The organism is Mesorhizobium sp. M1338 (genome assembly GCF_040318045.1).
Classification (GTDB): Bacteria; Pseudomonadota; Alphaproteobacteria; order Rhizobiales; family Rhizobiaceae; genus Mesorhizobium.
The window spans coordinates 73,060-96,996 of record NZ_JAMYLL010000017.1 but is presented as its reverse complement, the minus strand read 5'-3'; the positions used below and the strand labels follow the sequence as shown (position 1 = coordinate 96,996).

The 23,937-nt window shown below is 60.0% G+C and carries 23 protein-coding genes and 2 pseudogenes; 20 read left to right on the top strand and 5 right to left on the bottom strand.

Features of this window, described 5'->3' with window-relative positions; all coding sequences use genetic code 11:
* Window positions 1-6: 6 nt before the first annotated feature.
* On the bottom strand, window positions 7-975 hold the full coding sequence (locus tag NKH19_RS17440; protein ID WP_023735838.1) for an NUDIX hydrolase: 969 nt from the start codon (window positions 973-975) through the stop codon (window positions 7-9).
* A 173-nt stretch (window positions 976-1,148) separates the two neighbouring features.
* On the opposite strand from NKH19_RS17440, the gene panB reads away from it, so the two are divergent.
* From panB to NKH19_RS17405, 7 genes and pseudogenes are all read left to right on the top strand, one after another.
* A complete protein-coding gene (gene panB, locus NKH19_RS17435) occupies window positions 1,149-2,009 on the top strand; it encodes a 3-methyl-2-oxobutanoate hydroxymethyltransferase (protein ID WP_023766592.1) in 861 nt (286 codons plus the stop codon).
* Window positions 2,006-2,869, top strand: coding sequence for a pantoate--beta-alanine ligase (gene panC, locus NKH19_RS17430; protein ID WP_023814409.1), 864 nt, complete (start codon window positions 2,006-2,008; stop codon window positions 2,867-2,869). The genes panB and panC overlap by 4 nt, the downstream gene beginning before the upstream one ends.
* Window positions 2,870-2,961: 92 nt before the next feature.
* On the top strand, window positions 2,962-3,687 hold the full coding sequence (locus NKH19_RS17425; protein ID WP_023766594.1) for a LuxR family transcriptional regulator: 726 nt from the start codon (window positions 2,962-2,964) through the stop codon (window positions 3,685-3,687).
* A gap of 93 nt (window positions 3,688-3,780) precedes the next feature.
* A complete protein-coding gene (locus NKH19_RS17420; RefSeq protein WP_023766595.1) occupies window positions 3,781-4,413 on the top strand; it encodes an acyl-homoserine-lactone synthase in 633 nt (210 codons plus the stop codon).
* Window positions 4,414-4,435: 22 nt separating this feature from the next.
* The gene (locus NKH19_RS17415) at window positions 4,436-4,810 is read left to right on the top strand and encodes a transcriptional regulator domain-containing protein (RefSeq protein WP_350314065.1); all 375 of its coding nucleotides are present in this window, start codon (window positions 4,436-4,438) and stop codon (window positions 4,808-4,810) included.
* Between the two features lie 58 nt (window positions 4,811-4,868).
* Window positions 4,869-5,279: a DUF2285 domain-containing protein gene (locus tag NKH19_RS17410; RefSeq protein WP_023766596.1), complete on the top strand. Its 411-nt coding sequence runs from the start codon at window positions 4,869-4,871 to the stop codon at window positions 5,277-5,279.
* A 155-nt stretch (window positions 5,280-5,434) separates the two neighbouring features.
* A pseudogene (locus tag NKH19_RS17405) lies at window positions 5,435-6,397 on the top strand (hypothetical protein).
* Between the two features lie 491 nt (window positions 6,398-6,888).
* Here the strand turns inward: NKH19_RS17405 and NKH19_RS17400 are convergent.
* Window positions 6,889-7,668: a Crp/Fnr family transcriptional regulator gene (locus tag NKH19_RS17400; RefSeq protein WP_023766597.1), complete on the bottom strand. Its 780-nt coding sequence runs from the start codon at window positions 7,666-7,668 to the stop codon at window positions 6,889-6,891.
* 455 nt (window positions 7,669-8,123) lie between these two features.
* On the bottom strand, window positions 8,124-9,020 hold the full coding sequence (locus NKH19_RS17395; protein WP_352441144.1) for a hypothetical protein: 897 nt from the start codon (window positions 9,018-9,020) through the stop codon (window positions 8,124-8,126).
* Window positions 9,021-9,749: 729 nt separating this feature from the next.
* Between NKH19_RS17395 and bluB the strand changes: the two are divergent.
* From bluB to NKH19_RS17365, 5 genes and pseudogenes are all read left to right on the top strand, one after another.
* Window positions 9,750-10,370: pseudogene (bluB, locus tag NKH19_RS33555) on the top strand (5,6-dimethylbenzimidazole synthase).
* Window positions 10,371-10,685: 315 nt separating this feature from the next.
* Window positions 10,686-10,862 carry a class I SAM-dependent methyltransferase gene (locus tag NKH19_RS17380; protein ID WP_023762808.1) on the top strand — a complete coding sequence of 59 codons (177 nt, stop codon included), beginning with the start codon at window positions 10,686-10,688 and terminating at the stop codon, window positions 10,860-10,862.
* Window positions 10,846-11,001, top strand: a complete 156-nt coding sequence (locus NKH19_RS17375) for a hypothetical protein (protein ID WP_023809321.1) — start codon at window positions 10,846-10,848, stop codon at window positions 10,999-11,001. The genes NKH19_RS17380 and NKH19_RS17375 overlap by 17 nt, the downstream gene beginning before the upstream one ends.
* Before the next feature lie 282 nt (window positions 11,002-11,283).
* A complete protein-coding gene (gene glmS / locus NKH19_RS17370) occupies window positions 11,284-13,104 on the top strand; it encodes a glutamine--fructose-6-phosphate transaminase (isomerizing) (RefSeq protein ID WP_352441143.1) in 1,821 nt (606 codons plus the stop codon).
* 519 nt (window positions 13,105-13,623) lie between these two features.
* Entirely contained in the window at window positions 13,624-13,878 is a 255-nt protein-coding gene (locus NKH19_RS17365; protein WP_023735822.1) for a helix-turn-helix domain-containing protein, read from the top strand.
* A 922-nt stretch (window positions 13,879-14,800) separates the two neighbouring features.
* Here NKH19_RS17365 and NKH19_RS17360 read toward each other — a convergent pair.
* Window positions 14,801-15,190 (bottom strand): hypothetical protein, encoded by a 390-nt coding sequence (locus tag NKH19_RS17360; RefSeq protein ID WP_352982463.1) that lies wholly within the window; start codon window positions 15,188-15,190, stop codon window positions 14,801-14,803.
* A 403-nt stretch (window positions 15,191-15,593) separates the two neighbouring features.
* On the opposite strand from NKH19_RS17360, the gene queC reads away from it, so the two are divergent.
* Genes queC through queE form a run of 3 tightly spaced genes read left to right on the top strand, consistent with a single transcriptional unit; the run spans window position 15,594 to window position 17,379 of the window.
* A complete protein-coding gene (gene queC / locus NKH19_RS17355) occupies window positions 15,594-16,292 on the top strand; it encodes a 7-cyano-7-deazaguanine synthase QueC (RefSeq protein ID WP_352441142.1) in 699 nt (232 codons plus the stop codon).
* Window positions 16,292-16,648 (top strand): 6-carboxytetrahydropterin synthase QueD, encoded by a 357-nt coding sequence (gene queD / locus NKH19_RS17350; RefSeq protein WP_023673552.1) that lies wholly within the window; start codon window positions 16,292-16,294, stop codon window positions 16,646-16,648. Before queC ends, queD begins: the two co-directional genes overlap by 1 nt.
* Complete coding sequence (gene queE, locus NKH19_RS17345; RefSeq protein WP_023735817.1) at window positions 16,645-17,379, top strand: 7-carboxy-7-deazaguanine synthase QueE; 735 nt, start codon at window positions 16,645-16,647, stop codon at window positions 17,377-17,379. Before queD ends, queE begins: the two co-directional genes overlap by 4 nt.
* Before the next feature lie 335 nt (window positions 17,380-17,714).
* Here the strand turns inward: queE and hemN are convergent, their stop codons facing one another.
* Entirely contained in the window at window positions 17,715-19,064 is a 1,350-nt protein-coding gene (gene hemN / locus NKH19_RS17340; protein ID WP_352441141.1) for an oxygen-independent coproporphyrinogen III oxidase, read from the bottom strand.
* 154 nt (window positions 19,065-19,218) lie between these two features.
* Here hemN and NKH19_RS17335 point away from each other — a divergent pair, with 154 nt between their 5' ends.
* The 5 genes from NKH19_RS17335 (at window position 19,219) to ccoP (ending at window position 23,893) form a co-directional block, all read left to right on the top strand.
* Window positions 19,219-19,965 carry a Crp/Fnr family transcriptional regulator gene (locus NKH19_RS17335; protein ID WP_023766606.1) on the top strand — a complete coding sequence of 249 codons (747 nt, stop codon included), beginning with the start codon at window positions 19,219-19,221 and terminating at the stop codon, window positions 19,963-19,965.
* A 547-nt stretch (window positions 19,966-20,512) separates the two neighbouring features.
* Window positions 20,513-22,123, top strand: coding sequence for a cytochrome-c oxidase, cbb3-type subunit I (ccoN, locus tag NKH19_RS17330; protein WP_352441140.1), 1,611 nt, complete (start codon window positions 20,513-20,515; stop codon window positions 22,121-22,123).
* Window positions 22,124-22,134: 11 nt separating this feature from the next.
* The gene (gene ccoO / locus NKH19_RS17325) at window positions 22,135-22,866 is read left to right on the top strand and encodes a cytochrome-c oxidase, cbb3-type subunit II (protein ID WP_023735813.1); all 732 of its coding nucleotides are present in this window, start codon (window positions 22,135-22,137) and stop codon (window positions 22,864-22,866) included.
* A gap of 11 nt (window positions 22,867-22,877) precedes the next feature.
* Window positions 22,878-23,027, top strand: coding sequence for a CcoQ/FixQ family Cbb3-type cytochrome c oxidase assembly chaperone (locus NKH19_RS17320; RefSeq protein ID WP_023735812.1), 150 nt, complete (start codon window positions 22,878-22,880; stop codon window positions 23,025-23,027).
* A 2-nt stretch (window positions 23,028-23,029) separates the two neighbouring features.
* The gene (ccoP, locus tag NKH19_RS17315) at window positions 23,030-23,893 is read left to right on the top strand and encodes a cytochrome-c oxidase, cbb3-type subunit III (RefSeq protein ID WP_023809313.1); all 864 of its coding nucleotides are present in this window, start codon (window positions 23,030-23,032) and stop codon (window positions 23,891-23,893) included.
* The last annotated feature ends 44 nt before the right edge of the window (window positions 23,894-23,937 follow it).

Below are 23,937 nucleotides of genomic sequence, written 5' to 3'. Positions count from 1 at the left end.
GGGATGTCAACCCCGCGCCAGCGGCAATTTTGTCCCGGCGATGAGCCTATCGTCGAGAACGGCGTGGCGGAAACGGAAAAGCTTCGCTGGCCGGCCGCCGGTTTCAGTAGTGGCCTCTCCGGTCTCCTCGACCAGTTCCTGCTGTTCGATCAGTCGGCGAAAGTTCGGCTTGTGGATGAGCCTGCCGGCGAGCGCCTCCACGGTTCGCTGCAGCTGCAAAAGCGTGAAGACCGTCGGCATCAGCTCAAAGACGACCGGCCGGTATTTGATCTTGGAGCGCAGCCGCGCAATGCCGGTCGCCACGATGCGGCGATGATCGGCGACCATGGACTTGCTGGGCACCAGCGGAGGGGGCGCCCCGTCCCGCCCTCTTACGGCCTCTTGGACCAAGCCTGCTTCGTAAACTAACTCATAGCGTTGCAGCGTGAGTTCCTCGTTCCAAAGGCGGTCGTCGAAGCCAAAGGCTATCGTCGCCCGCTGCCAGCGTTCACGTCGCGTGGCCGCATCGCGGACGCCGTTTGCCCATTCAATCAGGCGTGGTCGCAGAACATCCAGCACGACCGGAGGCGTGCCGGAGCGATGGTCCTCCCATGGAAAATACTCATACCAACTCTGCCATCCGCACTTGGGCGGGCCCGCTGCCTGTTCCTTGCGGGTCAATGCAAGATAGCTGATGGAGATGACGCGCTGCTGGCGCTCGGCGCCGATGCGATCCCGATCAGCGAACGTGTAGAGTTGCTCAATGTACCCCAGCCGATGGCCGGTCTGCTGCTCGACCCACCCCCTCAAGCCGGATTGCAGCGATCGGTGCTCAAGCGCAAAGGGACCGGAGGGCAAGGTGTCCGCCTGGCCGATGGTGAGGACACAGGGTTCACTGTCGTTTACGGCGACCACAAAGGCGATCAGGTCCACTTTGACGTCGTCGGCATTCACGGCGGCTCTGTCTTTCCTGAGTCGTATTGCCTGATCGTCCATGTTCGCGAATTGGTTTGCCAGCTCGGGGGGGCACTTAATCGATTTAGTGTAAGCGCGCCTGTCGGCACGTCAACACCCCACAGCTGCACGGCCATTTTTTTGCTCTTCGCACCTGCACAAAAATGTGCGAAAGGCGACACCCGCGGTTGGTAACGTAGGGGAAGGAGGATCCATTGAGCGCGTTTGGTGATACCAAGGCGATCACACCGCCGGATATTCGTTCGCGCAAAGGTGGGACGCCGCTCGTCTGCCTTACCGCCTATACCACCCCAGTCGCGCGGCTTGTCGATCCCCATTGTGATGTGGTGCTCGTCGGCGACAGCGTCGGCATGGTTCTCCACGGTCTGCCCTCGACGCTCGGTGTCACGCTGGAGATGATGATCACGCATGGCCAGGCGGTTCGCCGTGGCATCAAGCAGGCGCTGATGGTCGTCGACCTGCCGTTCGGTTCCTTCGAAGAAAGCCCAGAGCAGGCTTTCCGAAATGCTGCGCGCGTCATGGCGGAGACCGGCTGCACGGCCGTCAAGCTCGAAGGCGGCGAAACGATGGCAGAGACGATCGGCTTCCTCGCCGCACGCGGCGTGCCGGTCATGGCTCATGTCGGCTTGACGCCGCAGGCCATCAACACCATCGGTGGCTACCGCGTGCAGGGCAGGGGCGGGGATGCCGAGCGCATCAGGCGCGACGCACTTGCCGTGAGCGAAGCGGGCGCCTTTGCGATCGTCCTGGAGAAGGTTCCTGAGGCGCTCGCCCGCCGGATCACGGGGGAGGTGGCGGCCCCGACCATTGGCATCGGTGCCTCGGCAGCCTGTGACGGCCAGATTCTCGTCGTCGACGACATGCTGGGCCTCTTCGGCGACTTCCGACCCAAATTCGTCAAGCGCTATGCTGAACTGGGGGAGGCGGCTGCGGCTGCGATCGCTTCCTATGCGCACGAGGTGAAGGAGCGCCAGTTTCCGGCCGCCGAGCACGTGTTTGCCGATGCGCCCACGCCCGCCGACACGCAAGCCACCAAAAGCGGAGAAGCAGCGTGAGCGTGCCGATCGTCAGGAGCGCTGACCAGCTTCGCGAAATCGTCGCCGCATGGCGCCGCGAGGGCGTGAGGATTGCCGTGGTGCCAACGATGGGCGTCCTGCATGAGGGCCATCTCAGCCTGGTGCGCGCTGCACTCGAGAAGGCAGACCGTGTGATCGTGACGCTCTTCGTAAACCCGAAGCAATTCAACAGCCAGGCCGATCTTGCCGCGTATCCGCGCACCGAGGACGAGGATGCCGCCAAACTGGCACCGCTTGGCGCGCACCTGCTTTATGCGCCAGATGCAGAGGAGATGTATCCGGCGGGCTTCGCCACCACCGTTTCGGTGTCCGGTGTCAGCGAGGGCCTGTGCGGTGCCTTCCGGCCGGGACATTTCGATGGCGTGGCGACCGTCGTCACCAAGCTCTTCCTGCAGACCAGCGCTGACTTCGGCTTCTTTGGCGAAAAGGACTTTCAGCAAATTCACCTGGTCAGGCGCATGGCCCGGGATTTGGATATTCCAATCACCATTGTTGCCTGTCCGACAGTCCGTGAAGCCGACGGTCTTGCGCTATCATCGCGCAATGTGCGGCTCTCGCCAGCGCAACGCGCTGTTGCTCCCAAGCTATCATCGGTCCTGCTCAAGACGGCTGAGCGGCTTGGGCGCGGCTCACCCGTCCTGCCAACGCTTGCAGAATCTCGCGCAGCAATTCTGGCTGCAGGCTATCGCGAGGTCGAATACCTGGAACTTCGCGAAGAGGCAGATCTGCACCCGATGCCAAGCCTTGATCGACCGGCACGGTTGCTTGCCGCGGCCTGGCTCGGCGGCACACGTCTCATAGACAACGTCAGACTATTTCGGATTGGTTCAACAGATTAGCCACGTTCTCGGCACGCGCTGTATCCGTCCGGGATCGTTTAAAACAAGGTCTCTGCCTGGCATTGAGCGAACGGAGGTTACGCACAGGGCAAATGCATCGCGTGTTTGAGAACTTCGTCGAGCAACTGTCTGCAAGTGTTGATGCTGCCGATCTCTGTGAGGCAATGGCCTCCGCTGCAGCCGGCTTCGACTTCCCGCTATTCGCCTATTTCACTTACCCGTCGGCCTCCGGCGACGCCCCCCAATTGATTTCAAACTATCCTTCATCCTGGACATCACGTTATCTGCAACAGCGGTACCACAGGTTTGATCCGGTCATCCTGCGCGGGCTGCAAGGCTGGGATACATTCGATTGGGGTGTGGACCGCGCTCGACACTGTCTGCCGAATTCGCAGCAACAAATTCTGGAGAGTGCGGCTGAGTTTGGCATCTGCGGCGGCCTGACGATGTCCATGCATGATCATCTCGGCCGGTTTGCTGCCCTGACCTTTGCTTCCGACGAGTCCCGTCCGCTTCTGTTGCGGTCACTGGCACGTTACGAAAAAGCATTGCAGCTGGTGGCCATCAACTTTCATATCCACGTCCGGCGCAGGCTCGCCGATGATCGCGTGGTGGATGGTGTAACGCTCACCCCGCGGGAGTTCGAGTGCCTGAAATGGGCGGCGCGCGGCAAGTCGGCTTGGGATATCAGCCAGCTTCTCGGCGTCTCAAAGCGCACCGTGACTTTTCACTTGGAAAACGCCAAGGCAAAGTTTGGCGTTCGAACGATCAACCAGGCCGTTGCACGCATGGCTGCCTCCGGCCAGACGAGATCCTGATTCTTCAGCCACGATACCTGTAAACCTCTACAGGCTGCATCGCTGTCAGCTTTGCCCTTCGATGGCGGGAACACATCCCACATGGAGGCGACCATGATGCAACTGATAACACCAGACTTTTACAACGAGTTTGCAGGCGAACTCAAAGAGATGCACGGGCTCAGGTTTCGGGTGTTCAAGGAAAGGCTCGATTGGGAAGTTGATACCGAAGACCAGATGGAATCCGATTCGTTTGATGCTCTGAAGCCCGTCTATCTGCTCCTCAAAGGATCCGACTGGCGAATTCGCGGTTGCGTGCGTCTTCTGCCCAGCACCGGACCCACAATGTTGCGCGACACCTTCCCGGTGCTGCTGGGTGCTGACGTCGTGCCCTCGACCACCGACATATGGGAGAGCAGTCGTTTCGCGCTCGATCTTCCTCCGTCGGCGCCCAAGGCTGCGGGCGGGCTGGCCCAGGCGACCTACGAGCTCTTCGCGGGCATGATCGAGTTCGGCTTGGCCAAGGATCTGACCCGGATAGTAACGGTGACGGATACGCGCATGGAGCGGATCCTCCGCCTGGCTACGTGGCCATTGTCGCGCATCGGAGAACCCAAATGCGTCGGCAAAACGGAGGCGGTGGCTGGGTTTCTCGAGATTTCCCACGCGAGCCTTTTGCGCATCCGCAGCAGGGGACGTCTGATTGGACCGGTACTGTGGCAACCGGTTCTAGGCCCGTCGGCATAGCGCTATAGTGGACACCTGAGCCATGAAGGATGCTGGTCTGTCCAAGGAAGCGACGGTCGGCCTTGTATGCTGGCCGGACTGGCGTCGCCACGACGCTTACCACTATGCCAGACGATTGCCACGCACTGGCTGGGCCTGGGAGTTTCTTCGGCGCAATCCACAATTCCAGCGCGACCACGCCAAAATGGCACCGTCCGCCTGCATTGTCGGACCCCAAGGCGACATGCAGATAATCGAGTTGACGACAGGATCAGCTCTCCTAAGACAATGGAGCCTTCTTTTTCGCCGACGCGCCACTTTCGGACGCTACATCGGCGAGGGTCTTTTGGGATCCGCGCGATTGCGCCTGTATTCTACGAGCGGCCGCGGAGCCGCTTGGGCTCGACCACGATTTTGAACCGCTTCACCTTTCTTCGCTCTCATGCTGCAAGGACATCCTGCTGACAGCTGCGGGCGTGCAGCACGTGCTGCTGAGGGAGAACTGCCGGAGTCTGCAGATCGCCGTTTCCGGTGCGTCCGTCCTCCGCCCGTTGCGGCTATATGTCGACGCGATCGTTCAGCCGCAGCACCTCAAGTTCCATGTCGCTGCCCTTCAGTTCTTGAACCACGTCAATGGTTGCGCCCGCCTGTCAGCTGCTTGCTTTCCGCCGGAACACCGCGGAGCGCGTCTGCGTATCGTACTCCAGGCTTTGGATGGCTCGCTTGCCGGAGCATCTCATCAGGAGGTCGCCATTGCCTTGTTCGGGACACGCCGCGTCGAAGAAGATTGGCGTCATCCAGGTGGCCATCTTCGCGATCAGGTACGTCGCGCCATCCAACGTGGCCGCTACCTGATGGGCGGCGGCTACAGACAGTTCCTGAGGTAATTGGGGCGGTTGCGATTGTCTTATTCGAACGCGCAACCTCCATTTCTGAGTGCAATTGTGCGTTGCACAAAACGTGGCAAGCGCCCAGTTCTTCCGCGGCGAAGCACTGGGACCCAACCTTCGTCGATGAGTGCATTCATGCCTTGAGGATCCCGATGACCGTTATGAACCCCGACAAAGCCGGCGCGGCAAGCCTTGAGACGATCGCGCGAAACGGCAGCATGCTGCGTCGCATAGCCGTACGCATTCCGACCTACCTGTCGGATATTCGCGAGAACCCGGCGTGGCTGCCCATGTTCATGTTGGCGCGCACCATGCCGGCACGGAGAATGCACTGGCGTGGTGCAAAGCCGGTCCGAAGGTCGCAAAGAGCCCAGGACACGATGTTTGCCGGTATCAATTGCCAGGACGTTGTCGACGCGCTGCGGATGGATGGGCTTTTTCCCGGCCTCGTCCTGCCAACAATGGTGGCTGAAGATGTAGCCGCGTTCGCCAGGTGCACACCTTGTTTCGGCACGAATTCATGCCGGCGGAGCATGCGGAGGCTGAGGCGCGGTTTGGCCGTCCGTTGCTCAGCGGTCATTCATTATTTCGAGCGCATTCTGGGCTGTAACTTGGCCGTTGCCATCCAAAACGATCCGCTGCTCATGGATATTGCCGCGCACTATCTCGGCGGCCAGGCGACGCTGATCACAACGCGCGTCTGGTGGAGCTTCCCGACCGGCCAGGCGTCGGACGCCGACAAGAACCTGGCTTCGCTCGGCAAATACCACTTCGATCTGGACGACTGGCGGATGCTGAAGTTCTTTTTCTATCTGGTGCCCGTCGACGAGGGGACCGGCCCGCATGTCTATGTCCGCGGCAGCCATGATCGCCGCGCCCTCAAGCACCAACTTACGCTTGTCGTCGGCCATCCCGCGCAAGAGATTCTGGACGTGTACGGCAAGCAGAGCCCGGTCACGCTGACCGGCGAGGCCGGTTTCGGTTTCGTCGAGGATCCGTTCGGGTTCCATATGGGCACCGTGCCGGCGCACAGGCCACGGCTGATGATGGAAGTTGGCTTCGGGGTTTCTCCTCCATCACGCCGCCGCTTCCATGGCGAGCCTGTGATCCGCTGATTTCGAAAAGTCCCGAAACAGCCTTCCCGGACCACAAGTCTTGTGAGGCAAGATAAGGCTATGCCGCCAATCGATCTGTTCGGCGCCCAAAGCGGTTGTCCGCACATGCCTTGAACTGGGCTGGTGCAATGAGTCTCGCCATTGCTCCAACCAGCGCATGAATGCCTGCTTAATCGAGGTTAGACGGCAGTGCGCCCCAAGATCCTCCTCGATATCGCCTCAGATGCTCTTCGAAAACCGCCTTTACGGACCGAGTCATCTCGGGTCCCCTTTGCAGTGGCCGGAAGGTGGTGCACAGCCGTATCGTGCTTCGGAATCCTGAATGGATGCGAGGGGCGGTTTCCCTGGGGCGGCGCATGCAGCGGTGCCGGCATGACAGCTTCGTCTTGGATCTGATGCTCGACAACGTCGGCGGTGAAGGCTCTGTTTAGGCGGCTTACCCGGACATGGCCTCAATGCAGGAGATCGGCCATCTCCCTGTTCGAGCACATTCATTGGCGATCAGGCGCCTGCGGCCAAGGCAGTTGGCTGATTAGCCGAGCGTATTCGGCTTCAGCCCTGCCATACGACCCGTCAGCCAGCGCAATCAGACGCGTGCGATCAAGGATAACGACCTCTCCTCGCATCGATCGTATCAGACCTTGCCCCTCTAACATTTGCAGCGCTATGGTGACGCCGGGCCGCCTGACACCGAGCATGACTGATAAGAACTCGTGCGTAATCGCCAAGCGGTTTCCGTCGACGCGATCATCACACATCACCAGCCATCTTGAGAGCCTATCGACGATGTTCATCCGGGCATTGCTGAGCGCGGTGAAGCTTGCCTGGAGGTGAAAGTAGTGAACGTAGCGGAGCAGAAAAGTTCGCAGGGTTGGGCTTGTCAAAAGCGCCTTGGTGAAGAGGCCCGCGTCGATAACAAAGGCGCGGGCTTCTAATTGCACGTAACAATCGTGCGTTGATCGGTCATCGCCCATGATAAGCGCTGAGCCGGTCATGCCCTCACAACCAATGATTCCGATCTCAGCTTCAATACCAGGCCGCAGTTCGCCCACCACTGACCCGAGACCGCTCTCGAAGAAGTACACGGTTCTGATTGGTGACCCCGCCACTTCGAGATGCGTCTTCAGTCCAAGGGAGACGCTTTCCAAGTGAGGTTGCAGCAATGCCAAATCTGCCGAGCACATTCGAAGCAGCAGCGAATTGCGATAGATGGAATTTTGGCGGGTGTCGCGTTGCGCGGCAGTGTGAGTTTGTGAACTGGAGTCTGTCATAGCTCCCTCTCCCTATTGGGGCGGAAGCATGTTGATCGCTCACAGCCGACGGACGCCCTTAGAGTTGCCGTCGATGGCACACTGTATGCCTGCGAACCCCGGATGTCCCATTTTTTTGATTAACTGCCTTGACCGGCGCGAGCCAAGGTTTGGCGCGCCCGCGCTAACACGGCATTCAGATACCCAGACCTTACGGAGGCCTCACCGCACAGGGCGGTGCGCACTCCGGCTCGACGACGGCTGTCGAAATCAGACTGCTGTGGATGCACCACCATTGACCGGTACTAGGATTCTCGACCTCGCCGATAAGCTCGTCTGTACAGCAAGCGGCCTTCCTGCCTATCCCAATATCAAAAGTCAAACCAGTCCGCAGATGCATATGCCTGGCAGCATGTGTCGGTCTTTGGCCACGCATCTGCGACACCGAAATCAAGTAGCCCGCCATGGCGCGACCCTCAATCTTCCACTTCAGGGAGCCTGCCCTGCCATTCAAGGTCAGTCAGCACTTCGGCCTCCACAGTCATATTTTCCGCGAATTCACCGGCATGTTCGGCGAGAAGCTTTCTCGCCGCGACGACCGCTGAACGCTTTCCTTCGCACTTCTCGTGGAACCTGGCTACGCTCTGGCCTACGTGGTCGCCGTTCCATTTTATTACGCCCACTATGGCATACCAGACGCCTTTCCCGGTCCTGCGACGTCGCAGAATTTCGAGTCGCTGATCTGCCAACTGGGCGATGGCTTGGTAGAGAAGTTCGTGCTCCGGGCGGTCGGCACCTCTCGAACGAGCCTCATGGGCAAAGCCCTTCAGGCTAGGCTCCTTAAGTTGAGCTACTGCGTGCGAAATCTTCCACAGATTTGCGGTAGCCTCGTCGAGTGCGTGCCGAGCATCATAGGTAAGCGGCGGTCGCTTCACCGAAACCCCCTGCGCGGATCTCATCTTGTCCGACTTCACCTTCGGCCAGATGTCTGCGGCAATCCTGTCGAGTTCGGCCTTGCCCACTACCCAGCGGTGCTCCTCCTCAGCCCTCTTCTTGGAGAGCTTTGGCTGAAGTGCCACCACCGTTCCCTTGTTGTCGGAATCATTGAAGGTGGCGCTCATAATGTCGCTAGTCGACCGTGTGAGGCCTTTTCGGATATCGCCCGCAGCATCGAAAACCCAATAGGCTCCTTGGGCATCTAGAATCCGATTCGGCGCGGTGCCTTCGTTCTCAACTATCACCGAGACGACCCGCTGGCGTGTGCCGGCGTATTGCGGGAGAGCGTCCTTTCCGAAGATCATTCCCTCTACAAGCCGCCGCGATAGCCGCAGAGGTTCGCTGTTCTCCGGGAATATGTAGTGACGACTGGACACCGGCTTCGCTCCTTCGATCGCCGAAACGCGATGGCACATTCATGGTAGGCGGCTGTCTAAAGATTGCAGTATCAAAACTCATTGGCAGCATTTGATCAACTATCGCTCACGCTGCTGGATACGAGCAGCTGTCGCACTTCGCCGGAGACAAATAAGTCAACCGCGAATTGACTGTGAGAGGGATGAGTCCCCATTGGGTGATGCCTGACACTGGTGGAAGGCGAAACTGCGGGCGACTGGAAGCTCAGCAATGCCCATGAAATTGGGCAGCTGGTGCTGGTCCGGCGCTATGACGTCAGACGATGGTATCTGCCGAATGACCTGGGGAACCTTCGGGGACGTCGAGGCCGACGTGGTCGGAAGCAAAATGAGTTACAGGCGGTGCGGCAGGAACGAGTATATGCAAGCTGAGACGCCTGTCGCCGTCGCCGCGTTCTAGGCCGACGTTCTCCGCATTCCGAGGCCTGGTGAGCGATACGGGTGCGCCTGAGTGTCAATGGCGCATTTAGCAAAGGCCCTGGCACATGATTCACCGCCGTGCGAGCTGATCGAAACTGGTTTGCTGGATTGCATCGTAATAGCGCCGCCCACCAGGAAACATTTTTCTATCGTTTGCGGTTAGGGCCGCATGGCGCGCTTGTCGGACGCAACAAGCCAGCTTGGGCAATAGGCAGCTGGCAATCCACACCGTACTCCCTACTGCAATCCCTAGCCCCGAACGAGACCGCCATGCCGTCACCTCCCGATTTCGCCGACGATTTTCGGGCCGGGCTGATCACGCTGCTGCGCTGGCGCAGGGATGTGCGGCGCTTCGAGCCGACGGCTCTGCCGGAGGGCAAGCTGGAACGGCTGCTCGAGCTCGCCAGCATTGCGCCCTGCGTTGGCCTCAGCCAGCCCTTGCGCTTCGTAGTGGTCGACAGCCTCGAGCGGCGCACCGCCGGTGAGAGACTGCTTCGAACGCTGCAATGCCGAGGCGCTCACGTGCTTTTCGGGAGAGCGCGCTGCACTCTATGCCCGGCTGAAGCTTGCCGGTCTCAACGAGGCGCCCTGTCAGTTCGCGGTTTTCGCCGACCGCACGACCGGACAAGGCCTTGGGCTCGGTCGCATAACCATGCCGGCGACCATCGACTATTCGGCCGTCATGGCGGTGCACACACTGTGGCTAGCGGCGCGGGCGGAAGGCATCGGCATGGGCTGGGTGTCGATCCTCGATGTGACCGAGATGGCCGAGATTCTCGACACGCCGCCCGAGTGGACGCTGATCGGTTATTTCTGCCTCGGCTAGCCTGCGAGGAGCACGACATGCCCACCTTGGAACGCGAGGCGGCCGCCGGTGGTAATCAGCGGTAGGGGGGTGCCCATCACTTCGTCTCTTCCCTGGCGATGAGCTTGACGCAGATCGGGTCGCCCTTCGCCATCGGGGTACATTGCCATTCCGGACCGAAGCCGAAGTTCGTGTTCTTGCCAAGGCCAGGAAAGAGCACTGACAAACCGGACCGCAGCGAAGATGGCGCTGGCGGCAACCGGGCTGAAGCCGGGCATGGAGGTGGTCGACCTCTGCTGCGGCGACGGCTGTGCCGATCGCCACGGTCGCCCGCCATGTCGTCGCCATAGACATCGACGCCGACCAGCTGGAGGCCACGCAGCGCCGCTACCGGCGCCGGCGTGACCAATTGCGAATTCGTCGCCGGCGACGCCTATGAACTCGCTACTCTGGTGTCACGCCCCGTCGACCTCGTCTTCATGGCCAACGCTTTCCATGGCGTCCCGGACCGACCGCGGCTGGCACGTGCCGTGCGCGAGGCGCTCGCCCCCGGCGGGCATTATGCCATCGTCAACTGACACCGGCGCCGCGCAGACGACGACGGTCCTGGGCGAGCCGCGCGGCCCGCGAAGCGAACTCAGGCTGTCGCCGAGACAGACCATCGCCGATGCCGAAGTCGGCGGCACAATGCTTCTACATGCCGGACTGCCTGACTAGGGCTCGCAGGCCGGTCGTCCGTCCACTGTCCAAGGCCTGCTGGCCGTTTCTGAGGCCGTGATCCTGCCGCGGGTGAGTCTGCGATTGTCATAAGAGCGTCAGGCGCGAATAGAACTTTAGGTCCCCACAGCAGCCGACCTATCCATGGGGCGGATGGTAGTGATCACTACAATCAATTGTACCAATATCATGGAATACTACTACAAGGCCGCCACTTAAAGCGGCCGGATGGGTATCCGTCTCGCGTGGGCGGATGCTGCCCGCAAAAATGCGGAGACGAACATGTGCGGGATTGTTGGCATCGTTGGGCAACAGCCGGTGTCGGATCGGTTGATCGGCGCGTTGAAGGGTTTGGAATATCGCGGCTATGATTCCGCCGGCGTTGCGACGATCATCGACGGTGCCTTGCACCGCCGGCGCGCCGAGGGCAAGCTCGTCAATCTCGAGAGGCGACTGAAGGAAGAGCCGCTGAGCGGCAAAGTCGGCATCGGCCACACGCGTTGGGCAACCCACGGGGCCTCGACGGAACGCAATGCGCACCCGCACTTTACCGACGGTGTCGCCGTCGTCCATAACGGCATCATCGAGAATTTCACCGAGCTGAAGGAGGAATTGGCGGCGGATGGCGCCGAGTTCCAGACCGACACTGACACCGAGGTCGTTGGGCATCTCTTGGCAAGATACCGCCGCGAGGGCATGAGGCCGCAAGAGGCCACGCGTGCCATGCTGAAACGCGTCAGGGGCGCCTATGCGCTTGCCATCCTCTTCGAAGATGAACCGTCGACCATCACGGCGGCGCGCAACGGACCACCGCTGGCGATCGGTCACGGCGACGGCGAGATGTTCCTGGGCTCCGACGCGATCGCTCTTGCGCCCTTCACCAATGAAATTACCTATCTCATGGACGGCGACTGGGCCATTGTCGGCAATTCGGGCGCCCATATCTTCGATATCGACGGCCATCCCGTCGAGCGTCCGTGCCATATCTCCACGGCCGCGGCCGATCTGGCCAACAAGGGCAGCCATCGCCACTTCATGGAGAAGGAAATATACGAGCAGCCCGAGGTCATCGCCCATGCTCTTCGTCATTACATCAAAATCATAGAGGGTCGCGACATGGTTCCTGGCATCGATTTCGCCAAGGTTCCGAGCTTGGCGATCTCTGCCTGCGGGACCGCCTATCTCGCCGGACTGATCGGAAAATACTGGTTCGAGCGCTATGCGCGCCTGACGGTTGAAATCGACGTTGCGTCTGAATTCCGTTACCGCGAGATCCCTTTGCCGCCGCAGTCCGCGGCTCTTTTCATTTCGCAATCCGGCGAAACCGCCGATACGCTTGCATCGTTGAGGTACTGCAAGGAGCGTGGGCTGAAAATTGGCGCTATCGTCAATGCCTGCGAATCGACCATCGCTCGGGAGGCCGATACGGTCTTCCCGATCCTTGCCGGACCGGAGATCGGCGTCGCCTCTACCAAGGCTTTTACCTGCCAGCTTGCCGTTCTAGCCGCACTCGCCATCAGCGCCGCCAGAGCCCGCGGGACCGTCCCCGAAGGCGAGCTGCGGGCACTCGTCAGGAGCCTCGCCGAATTGCCGCGCGTCATGGGCCAGGTACTCAACAGCATCCAGCCGGAGATCGAGTTCTTGTCGCGCGAACTGTCAAAGTGTCGTGACGTCCTGTATCTCGGCCGTGGCACCAGTTTCCCGCTAGCGATGGAAGGAGCGCTGAAGCTCAAGGAGATTTCCTACATCCATGCCGAAGGCTATGCAGCGGGTGAATTGAAGCACGGGCCAATCGCATTGATAGATGAGAACATGCCGGTGATCGTCATCGCGCCCCATGACCGCTTTTTCGACAAGACCGTCTCCAACATGCAGGAAGTGGCTGCCCGTGGAGGGCGGATTATACTCATCACCGATAAAAATGGGGCAGCCGCATCGAAACTCGACACCATGCACACGCTCGTGCTGCCGGTAGTCGACGAGATTATCGCGCCAATGATCTTCTCGCTGCCGATACAGCTTCTTGCCTACCACACGGCGCTCTTCATGGGGACAGATGTAGACCAGCCGCGCAATCTCGCAAAATCGGTCACGGTCGAATGATTGTGAACCTGTACAGATGGCGAAGCTCTCGATGGAAAGCTACCCTTTGTCTGGATCCGGATGAAAACCAGATGACCAGTGTTTGCTGGAATTTGGAATCCCTTTTTTCGGCCGGTCGATCGGGGCACAGGGCGATCGAGCTTCCTAGAGCCGACGTCAGCACGCAGCCGGGGGCTTTCAAGAGTGGGTCTTTCGCTCCCCCGCCGGTGGAGATTGGCCGAAGGAAGCAGTGTCCGTACCGGGAGTTCGAGTTGGTGTTCAGAGTTCCAGGGCCCCCTCCTGAGATGGCCTGATCGGCTGTAGCGCATCCGACCTGCGATCCTTCGCGAATAATTCTCGCCGTTGGCTTTCTTGATTAGAAGGAGGTGAGCCGCCATATTCCGACCCAGCTCCTAATTCAGGCGGCCCATTCCATGGATGAGGCCGGTCCGGCTGAATGGACGTCCATTTTTTGATTTGCTTGGTCTGCGCCGCCGGGGGGTATCTCCCGAGGGAGCTCCCATGTTCTTGGAGATGTTTATGAACGATTCGCGCATTCCCGAACCAGTCTTGACGGCTATGTCGCAGGGGACCCACATCGTCCGCGCTTATCGTGAGCACCTTGGGTATTCGATCGAGGACCTGACGGTCGCGAGCGGGCTTGCCGCTGAGGAAATTCAAAACATCGAGCGAGGTCTGAGGTACAACAAGGGATATCGGGATCGGATAGCGAGATCGCTTTCCATACCTGTGGGAATCCTTGAGGCAGAGTCGCACATTTCGGACGCCGCCTGATCAGTCGGATGATCCGCAATGGGTGGACTACCGCTCTTGTGATGTGAAGCTTGCGGCTGATTGTAGACGCTGATTCCGTTGGGATGCCTCTGGCGCAGTACCGCCAAGAGAATCTCGTCAACTTTCCGATGCAGGAACCCTTCACATGGGCTCGCGAACAACAACGCGATATAGCCGCCCGGAGTGCTACGAAACGTGCACGAGGGCATCGGCTCGCGACGAAGGATTGTAACGGCGAACTCTTGGTAGTTCGGCGAGGCGATGCTGGCGCTTGAGCATCAACTCGGCCTACGAGAGTGGCTACTCCTAGGCTGAATCGGCCAACTGGCCGGCATCGCGCCGCTCTGAAAATAACATGGCGGGCATCCTGACGTTTCCGGGTTGACTATGGGTGTTCGAACCACGAAAAGGGGCCGCTCTTCGTGAGTGGCGTGCGCCGGCAGTCTAACCCCAAGCCCCCCGCCCAGGCTGCCGGCGCGCTTCTAGAAAGATCGAGGTAGGCACTCGCTGCGCTCTGCCCGCCGACACCTTGTGCTTCCTCCAGCGAGTCCAGCGGACCACCATGGGTGTTGCAGTTCTGGTGCTTACCCACGTCCATTTGCGATCTCGGGTCATTGAGAGTACCGCAAGCACCCTCTCTGCTGGATGGCAACGCGGCTCGCGCCGCCCGTATGCAGCGCAAGCTCCATGCATGAGGTCGTCCCTTCAAAATACTTGATGCAGCTGCGCTTGCGTAGCTCCTTGCATGCGCTCGATGCCAGGAGGAGACCTCTGTCTACGCTCGCATCGATGCAACGCCGTTGATCACCATCATCGCGGCGACCGCTTCGCGGGGGCCGCAGCCGTTTTGGAGCATGACGATCATGCCGGCGCCATCGCAGTGACGCACATGCAAAATTCACAGATGCATTCTCGCCCAATGCTAGGTGCCCAGCATATGTCCGGCATCCCGCAACGCGGCTACGAAGAGACGGGTATTGCCGTTGGCATCCATCTTGGCCTGCATCGACAGGGGCATCCTGTGCCAGCTCTCCAAGGACGCAATGTAATGTGAGAACATACCGTTAACGATGCAATAGTGGGTAACTAGGCCGTGTACATCCAACGCCAGCACGCCGAATTGGCCGCCGTGATATCGGATGGCTGCGACCCGCTGGACCTGCGCGTCACCGTCGATCCGCACGTCGAAAAGCAGGATGCCGCGGCTCCTGGTGGCTATCTCGGCGGCTTTTTCAGCGAAGCTCAACGAGAGCGAGCGGACGCTTTCGACTGCCATCTGTAAAACCATCAAGTTCAGTTCATCCACTGACATAAGGTACCTGTGCGCAAGACATGGGTGATTGCAATCGACCACACCGCTTGTTCACAGATGTCGGCTCATCACCGGTTATTCAGGGTTTGCCGGTCATCTTTGCGGCAAGCCATCCGGGCTCCTTGTACCCTGCAACCGTTGCAGTGGCGTCCCTCGGCGCTCGGAACCGCCAGGCTCTGCTCGTCGAGAACTTTGTCCGCGAGCAGCGTTCGCTTGAGCATTCCGCTGAAGCGTGACGTCTCACCAGTCCGTGTCCTTCCAGCTCACCGCGAGGGCGTTTTGCGCACCGCACGCAAGCGCACGAAACTGGTCTCCGTTCACTTCACAAAATGGTTTTCCTGAAGTACTGGAGCGCAGAGAAATCTCCGGTCGCAGCCTACCCGGTTAAAACAAGGACCCAACGATGAAGACTCTCGTCGTCTGCTCCGGCGGATTGGATTCCGTTACTCTTGCTCACAAGGTGGCAGCGGAGCACCAGCTTACCGGCCTGCTATCGTTCGATTACGGCCAACGGCATAGGAAGGAATTGGGCTTCGCCACCCTTTGCGCGGAGCGCCTGGGCGTCCCGCAGCGAATCATTGATATCCACGAGATCGGCGGCGGCCTTTCCGGCTCCGCGCTGACCGACAATGTGGACGTGCCCGATGGGCACTATGCCGAAGATATGATGAAGGTAACGGTGGTGCCCAACCGGAACGCCATCATGTTGGCCATTGCCTTCGGCCTCGCCGCAGCGCAAGACGCTGACGCGGTGGCGACGGCCGTGCATGGTGGGGATCATATTGTCTATCCCGATTGCCGTCCGGCCTTCATCGATGCTTTCCAGATGATGCAGGACCACGCGCTCGACGGCTACGCGCAGATTCGCCTTTATGCACCCTATGTGAACCTGACGAAGGCGGACATTGTTAGGGATGGAGCCACATACGGCACGCCCTTTGCGCAGACCTGGTCCTGTTACAAGGGCGCCGAGCGTCATTGCGGGAGGTGCGGGACCTGCGTCGAGCGGCGTGAGGCGTTCCACATCGCTGGGCACCCGGACCCAACCGAGTACGAGGACTCCGACTTCTGGCTCGGAGCGCTGCGAAGGACCACCGCGTAATGTTCCGCATCACCAAGGAATTCCACTTCTCAGCCTCGCATCAGCTCACCTCATTGCCACCCGATCACCAATGCGCGCGCCTGCACGGACATAACTACATCGTCGAAGTGGAGCTTTCAGCGGATGGACTGGACGATCACGGCTTCGTGCGCGACTACCACGATTTGGCGCCATTCAAACGCTACATCGACGAGAGCTTCGACCACCGACATCTCAACGACGTGCTGGGACACGAGCAAGTCACGGCGGAATATCTGGCCAGACATTTCTACGACTGGTGCAAGGCACGCCTGAGCGAAACCGCGGCCGTGCGGGTGAGCGAAACGCCGAAAACCTGGGCGGAATACCGGCCATGACCAATACGCATCCCGCAATCCGCGTTAGCGAGATTTTCGGGCCGACGATCCAGGGCGAGGGCGTGCTCATAGGTTTGCCGACGATCTTCGTCAGAACCGGCGGGTGTGACTTTCGCTGTTCCTGGTGCGACAGCCTGCATGCTGTGGACAATCAATTCCGCCATGAATGGGAGATGATGTCCGTCGGCGCGGTGTGGAAAAATGTGCTTGCGCTTTCCGGTGGCCGCCCGCTTATGGTGTCACTGTCAGGCGGCAATCCGGCCATCCAGCCGCTCGGCGCGCTCATCGACCGAGGCCATGGTGACGGTTACCGTTTTGCGCTGGAAACCCAAGGTTCGCTTGCCAGGGACTGGTTTGCGCACCTTGACGTGCTGATCCTCAGCCCAAAGCCGCCGTCAAGCCAAATGACGACAGATTGGGCCGCTGTCGAGGCGTGCCTCCAGGCGGCACAAGGCAAGCCCCAAATCGTGCTCAAGCTCATTGTTTTCGACGAAAGGGACTACGCCTACGCGAAAGACGCCGCTGCGCAATTTCCGCAACTTCCGATCTATCTGCAACCCGGCAATCACACGCCGCCACACCCGGCAAATGATGACGCGCCCGTCGACCTTGACGGAATATTGAAGCGCATGGAGTGGCTGGTTGACAGCGTGACCCGCGACAAATGGTTCGAAGCCCGCGTGCTACCGCAGCTGCACGTTATGCTCTGGGGTAACAAGAGAGCCGTCTAGGCCAAGCCCTTTCCACCGGAACTGCACCGGCATATTCGGGTGAACGGGTGGTTCAACGTTGACCGCGCTGCCGGGGTGCTTGCGGACTTCTGCCACCGGCCCAAGTGTTGTCAGCCGCTTGCACGGCACCTTGCATTCTCCTTGCAAGGTCGAAGGGAGCTGTCGCCGACAACCATGATCTCACAGGCAGGGCATGAGCGGGCGACATCGTCGCCATGCCAAGACGCGTCTGGTCCGCTTCGAACCGTCTCGGCCGACGGTCGCCGGTCAACAGTGGAAAACGATCGCAATCGGTTCACGATCGAGTGAGAGCCATGACCGTTCCTCTGCGGTGCTCAGACTGCCGCCGAGTGCCTGGCCGTTCCAGTTTCGAAATATTTGTCGAACCTGGCCGCGATGCTTCGGACGAAAGGGCGACTTTCAGCCGGCACAACGAATCTGTCGCCATCAAGTTCAAGCAATCGAACCGGATCGTGGAGGGCCATGGAACTTGACTGAAGGAGGAGCCTCTGGCCGGCCTCGCCGAAGCGTTCCACCAGATCGATGGCCGAGAAGGCGAAGTCGCACATCAAACGTTCGATGATCCAGCCGCGAACGCGGTCGTCGTTGGAAAGTGCGATACCCCGAACAGCGGCCAGCCCGCCGTCATCAACCGTGCATCGATATTCGCTGGTCGAAGGCATGTTCTGCGCATAGCCCTGCCGAAACTGGCTGATGGACGATGGGCCTAGCCCAATCAAGGTTTCGCAGCAATCGTCGGTGTAACCCTGAAAGTTCCGGTGCAGTGTTCCGGCGCGGGCGGCAAGGGCCAGGGCATCGCCGGGTTTGGCGAAATGGTCGAGGCCGATTGCTTCGTACCCCTGGTCCACGATCGCCCGCGCCGCCAGTTGCAATTGAGCAAATCTCTCCGCGGGACCGGGCAGCCATGCCTCGTCTATCATGGTCTGATGTTTCTTGAACCACGGCACATGGGCGTAGCCAAAAAGCACTATCCTGTCGGGTTCCAAGGTCAGCGCCTGCGCGACGGTGGAGGAGACGCTCTCCCTCGTCTGGTGCGGCAAGCCGTAGAGCAGGTCTAGATTGACCGATTCGACGCCGCGCGAACGAACACCGTCGACTACCGCTTTGGTCTGCAAAAAGCTCTGCTCGCGGTTGATTGCCTTCTGAACCTTCGGATCGAAGTCCTGGACGCCGAGGCTCGCACGGGTCGTGCCGATTTCGGCAAGCGCATCGAGGCGGGCATCGTCCATATCATTGGGTTCGATTTCAACGCTGATCTTGGCGCCGGGAAGAAAGGCGAAGCTGTTGCGCAGGACGCTTCCCAGCGCCACAATATCCTCAGGTTCCAGCATCGTCGGGGAACCGCCGCCGAAATGAACCGCGCGAACTCGGCCCTTGCCGGTAACAAGGCCGCCAACCGTGGCGATCTCCGCATACAGCGAGCGCAGATAAGCGGCCACCGGCTCGTAGTGGCGGGTCTGTTTGGTATGGCACGCGCAGAACCAGCAGAGCCTGTCGCAATAGGGAATATGCAGGTAAAGCGATATCTCGTCACCACCTTCGAGCGCCTCCAACCAGCCTCGGTAAACGACGGCATCGACGCCCGCATGGAAATGGGGCGCAGTCGGATAACTGGTATAGCGCGGGACGTTCTCGCCAAATCTGGCAGCTAGCTTTTGTCGCATGTCGTGGTCCACCGTGTTTGCGTCGCCCGAACTGTGGATGCTTGGATGAGCCTAAGCCCTGATTTCGATCAACCTTCAGCACGGACAAACTGCCGCAAGGATTTTTCTACCGTGGATTGCTATCCTGCCCGCACTGGACCGGTAGAGCGATCGAATGACATTACGGCAGGATATTCACAGTTCCGGCATTCCCGTTCTTTGCCTGCCTTGCGAGGCACGGCGCCGCGGTGTCTGTGGCGCGCTCGAGCCAGACGATTTGGCTCAGCTCGCCAAAACGTCGTCGCGGCACAATATCGAGCCGGGGGTCGAACTGATCGGCGACGCCGAGGCGGTGGACTGTTATTCAAACGTGCTTTCAGGCGTGGTGAAGCTCACGAAGAGCCTTTCGGACGGCCGCCAGCAGATCGTCGGTCTCCAGTTCGCGCCGGATTTTCTGGGACGGCCCTTCAAGATGAAAAGTGCGATCAATGCGGAAGCGGCAACAGCTGTCTCGCTGTGCTCGTTTCCGAGAGCGGCCATCGAACGGATGATGAAGCAGTCACCCGAATTTGTGCATCGCCTGCTCAAGCAGGCGCTGAACGAACTTGACGAGGCCCGCGAATGGATGGTGACTCTGGGGCGCAAGACCGCACCAGAGAAGGTGGCGAGCTTTCTCCTCATGATTGCCCGGAACATCGACTCCAATGTTGACCCGGCGGCTAGGTCGGCATGCTTCGAGCTGCCGATGACGCGTGCCGACATATCTGATTTCCTTGGCATCACAAACGAGACCGTGAGCCGTCAGCTGACCAGCCTGAGAATGGACGGCGTGATTCGGATCGAGAACAACCGCCGCGTCACCGTGGACAGCATGAGCCGGCTGGAACGGCGCTGCGGCGGCCGAGGCGCAATAGCCGTTTGAATGACACGGAGCTGCATGGCCCACGCCACTTACTTCATTCGGGGCAGGGCATGCTCGCGTTGGGCTCAGAAGACATCGCGTAGCGACAGCCCGTTCTAATTCCGATCGTATACGCCAGTTGCGTTTCGGCTCGTCGGCGAAGCATCCACACTTGGCCGAAGTCAATATGCCTCATACGCAGGCGAAAATCGCCGTCTCCCCAAACTATAAATGTCGCGAAGGCAGCGCAACGCTGGCGCTGGCTGTTCCAAGGCATTGAAACGATCGACGTTCGGTAAGGCATCGGCCTGCTTACCAGCGTAACAGAAGGTGCGCTCACACGCCCGCGGTCGCCTCCTACCCGGGCCCCGACTGGGGACGCCGGGCCTGTCCATAAACCGGCGGCCGGTGCTGCACTTCCACATTCGACACAGTCTGATCGCACCGAACTCGATGCTGCTCGAAGCAAAATGGTGCGGCTCTGACATGGATCAGGGCGAGCAGGCGACGGCTGCGCAATAAGGCACCGCGGTTTGGCATCCGCCGGAATTGGAAATCGGGGCTTGCGATGAAATTCGGCAAAGAAATCGTGCTTCTAAGCCTGTTCGCATTCGCGGCTTTGGTGGCCGCTGGCGCTGGGGTGGATGAACCCTTTCGCCAGCATATGTGGGTCTTGTTCTTCGCCTTGGCTGGCTTCACTGCGATCCTGTTGCGCAACACTGAGTTCAAGCCTGCCGCGCCGATCGACCCGTCCGCTTACATGGACGGGCCAATCCGCTATGGCGCCATCGCCACCATGTTCTGGGGTGTCATCGGCATGCTTGTCGGCGTGGTCATCGCGCTGCAGCTTGCCTATCCCGATCTCAACATCCAGCCCTGGTTCAACTTTGGCCGTTTGCGGCCACTGCATACGTCGGGAGTCGTCTTCGCCTTCGGCGGCAACGCGCTGCTTTGCACGTCTCTCTATGTCGTGCAACGCACCTGCCGCGCCCGGCTGTTCGGCGGCGATCTCGGCTGGTTCGTGTTCTGGGGCTACCAGCTCTTCATCGTCATGGCAGCGACTGGCTACCTGCTCGGCATCACCGAGAGCCGCGAATACGCCGAGCCCGAATGGTATGTGGACATCTGGCTGACCATTGTCTGGGTCGCCTATCTCATCCTGTTCCTCGGCACGATCCTGAAGCGCAAGGAACCCCACATCTACGTCGCTAACTGGTTCTACCTGTCCTTCATCGTCACCATCGCGATGCTGCATGTGGTCAACAACCTCTCCATGCCCGCCTCCTTCCTGGGCTCGAAGAGCTATTCGGCTTTCTCCGGGGTCCAGGACGCTCTGACGCAATGGTGGTATGGCCACAACGCCGTCGGCTTCTTCCTGACCGCCGGCTTTCTCGGCATGATGTATTATTTCGTGCCCAAGCAGGCGAACCGGCCGGTCTATTCCTACCGGCTGTCGATCGTCCATTTCTGGGCAATCATCTTTCTCTACATCTGGGCTGGACCCCATCATTTGCACTACACCGCCTTGCCCGATTGGGCGCAGACGCTCGGCATGGTGTTCTCGATCATGCTGTGGATGCCGTCATGGGGCGGCATGATCAATGGCCTGATGACGCTGTCGGGCGCCTGGGACAAGCTCCGCACCGATCCGATCATCCGCATGATGGTGATGGCCATCGCCTTCTACGGCATGTCCACCTTCGAGGGCCCGATGATGTCGATCAAGACGGTCAACTCGCTGTCGCACTATACCGACTGGACCATCGGACACGTCCATTCGGGCGCACTCGGCTGGGTCGGCATGATCTCGTTCGGCGCGCTTTATTACATGGTGCCGAAGCTGTGGAACCGTGAACGGCTCTACTCGCTGCGCCTCGTTACCTGGCACTTCTGGCTGGCGACGCTTGGCATCGTTGTCTACGCGTCGGTCATGTGGGTGTCCGGCATCATGCAGGGCCTGATGTGGCGCGAATACGACGAGCAGGGCTTCCTGGTCTACTCCTTCGCGGAAACCGTGGCCGCCATGCACCCCTACTACATCATGCGCGCCATCGGCGGAGCCATGTACCTTTCCGGCGCCCTGATCATGGCGTGGAACATCGCCATGACCATCCTTGGCTACCGGCGCGAGGAGGATCCGATGCCCGGCTCCGTTCCCGCCCTCCAGCTTGCGCGATGATGAGACAGAAAATGAGGTTGATGAACAGACACGCGGTCATCGAGAAGAACGCTACACTTCTTCTCCTCGGGTCGCTGCTGGTCGTGACAATCGGCGGCATCGTCGAGATCGCGCCGCTCTTCTATCTCGACAACACGATCGAGAAGGTCGAAGGCATGCGGCCCTACTCGCCGCTCGAACTCGTCGGGCGCAACATCTATGTGCGTGAGGGATGCTATCTCTGCCATAGCCAGATGATCCGCCCGTTCCGTGACGAGGTCGAGCGCTATGGGCATTACAGCCTGGCGGCCGAGTCGATGTATGATCATCCCTTCCAGTGGGGATCGAAGCGCACCGGACCGGACCTCGCTCGGGTTGGCGATCGCTACTCAAATCTTTGGCATGTCGAGCACCTCACGGACCCTCGTTCCGTGGTGCCGGAATCCATCATGCCGAGCTATGGCTTTCTGAAGGATACGCCGATCGCGGTGAAGGATTTCTCGACGCATCTGGTTGCCAACAGGCGCGTCGGCGTTCCCTACTCCGACGACATGGTCGCTAACGCCAATGCTGATTTGATGGCGCAGGCTGATCCCAATGCCGACACGTCCGGCCTCGAGGCCCGCTACCCCAAGGCCAGGATCGGCGATTTCGACGGTGATCCGCAGCAAGTCACCGAAATGGACGCCCTGGTTTCTTATCTCCAGATGCTCGGCACGCTTGTCGATTTCAAGAACTACGATGAGACCGCCGGCTACCGCTGAGGACAATTGCGATGACGTACAATTTCATGCGGGAGTTTGCTGACAGCTGGGGCCTGCTTGCCATCGCTCTTTTCTTCATCGGATCCGTTGCCTTTGCACTTCGCCCCGGCAGCCGCAGGCAAGCCGGCGAAGCAGCTCAAATTCCTCTGAAGGAGGACTGATCATGAGCAGCGATCACATTGACGAGGTTTCCGGCATCTCGACGACCGGTCATGAGTGGGACGGCATTCGCGAGCTCAACAACCCGCTCCCGCGCTGGTGGGTCATCACCTTCTACATGACCATAGTCTGGGCGATCGGTTACACAATTGCCTACCCGGCATGGCCGCTGTTGCACTCCGCGACAAAGGGCGTACTTGGCTATTCCAGCCGCAACGAAGTCAAGAACGAGTTGTCCGCGGCCGAAGCGGCAAAGGGCAAATATGTCGCCGCAATAGAGTCGAAAAGTGTTTCGGAGATTGCTGCGGATGACACGCTGCGCGAATTCGCCGTCGCTGCCGGCGCCGCCGCGTTCAAGGTCAATTGCGTGCAGTGCCACGGTTCCGGCGCCCAGGGGTCCAAGGGCTTTCCGAACCTAAATGACGACGACTGGCTGTGGGGCGGCGAGGTGGACCAGATCCAGCAGACGATCGCTCATGGCATCCGCTTCGCCTCCGACCCGGCTACGCGCCTGTCGGAAATGCCGGCCTTTGGCGACATCATCACCGCCGATCAGATCAAACAGGTCAGCACCTACGTTGCCAGCCTGTCCGGCACTGTCGGCGATCAATCGTTGGTCGCGCCCGGCGCCAAGGTCTTCGCCGAAAATTGCGTGGCCTGTCACGGCGACAATGCAAAAGGCAACAAGGAACTCGGCGCTCCAGATCTGACCGACGCCATCTGGCTCTACGGGTCAGGCGAAGCGGCCATCGCCGCCCAGGTCACCGCGCCGAAACAGGGCGTGATGCCGGCCTGGGGCGCGCGCCTCGGCGAGACCAAGGTCAAGGAACTGGCGGTCTACATCCATTCGCTTGGCGGCGGAGAATAGGAGCAGAAGCCTATTCTCGTCCTCCCCCTCCCGCCAAGCGACGA

Coding starts and splice junctions, on each gene's coding strand:
- NKH19_RS17440 (WP_023735838.1), bottom strand. CDS start 975: ATGGACGATCAGGCAATACGACTCAGGAAAGACAGAGCCGCCGTGAAT.
- NKH19_RS17425 (WP_023766594.1), top strand. CDS start 2,962: ATGCATCGCGTGTTTGAGAACTTCGTCGAGCAACTGTCTGCAAGTGTT.
- NKH19_RS17420 (WP_023766595.1), top strand. CDS start 3,781: ATGATGCAACTGATAACACCAGACTTTTACAACGAGTTTGCAGGCGAA.
- NKH19_RS17415 (WP_350314065.1), top strand. CDS start 4,436: ATGAAGGATGCTGGTCTGTCCAAGGAAGCGACGGTCGGCCTTGTATGC.
- NKH19_RS17400 (WP_023766597.1), bottom strand. CDS start 7,668: ATGACAGACTCCAGTTCACAAACTCACACTGCCGCGCAACGCGACACC.
- NKH19_RS17375 (WP_023809321.1), top strand. CDS start 10,846: ATGCCATCGTCAACTGACACCGGCGCCGCGCAGACGACGACGGTCCTG.
- glmS (WP_352441143.1), top strand. CDS start 11,284: ATGTGCGGGATTGTTGGCATCGTTGGGCAACAGCCGGTGTCGGATCGG.
- NKH19_RS17365 (WP_023735822.1), top strand. CDS start 13,624: ATGAACGATTCGCGCATTCCCGAACCAGTCTTGACGGCTATGTCGCAG.
- NKH19_RS17360 (WP_352982463.1), bottom strand. CDS start 15,190: ATGTCAGTGGATGAACTGAACTTGATGGTTTTACAGATGGCAGTCGAA.
- queC (WP_352441142.1), top strand. CDS start 15,594: ATGAAGACTCTCGTCGTCTGCTCCGGCGGATTGGATTCCGTTACTCTT.
- queD (WP_023673552.1), top strand. CDS start 16,292: ATGTTCCGCATCACCAAGGAATTCCACTTCTCAGCCTCGCATCAGCTC.
- queE (WP_023735817.1), top strand. CDS start 16,645: ATGACCAATACGCATCCCGCAATCCGCGTTAGCGAGATTTTCGGGCCG.
- hemN (WP_352441141.1), bottom strand. CDS start 19,064: ATGCGACAAAAGCTAGCTGCCAGATTTGGCGAGAACGTCCCGCGCTAT.
- NKH19_RS17335 (WP_023766606.1), top strand. CDS start 19,219: ATGACATTACGGCAGGATATTCACAGTTCCGGCATTCCCGTTCTTTGC.
- ccoN (WP_352441140.1), top strand. CDS start 20,513: ATGAAATTCGGCAAAGAAATCGTGCTTCTAAGCCTGTTCGCATTCGCG.
- ccoO (WP_023735813.1), top strand. CDS start 22,135: ATGAGGTTGATGAACAGACACGCGGTCATCGAGAAGAACGCTACACTT.
- NKH19_RS17320 (WP_023735812.1), top strand. CDS start 22,878: ATGACGTACAATTTCATGCGGGAGTTTGCTGACAGCTGGGGCCTGCTT.
- ccoP (WP_023809313.1), top strand. CDS start 23,030: ATGAGCAGCGATCACATTGACGAGGTTTCCGGCATCTCGACGACCGGT.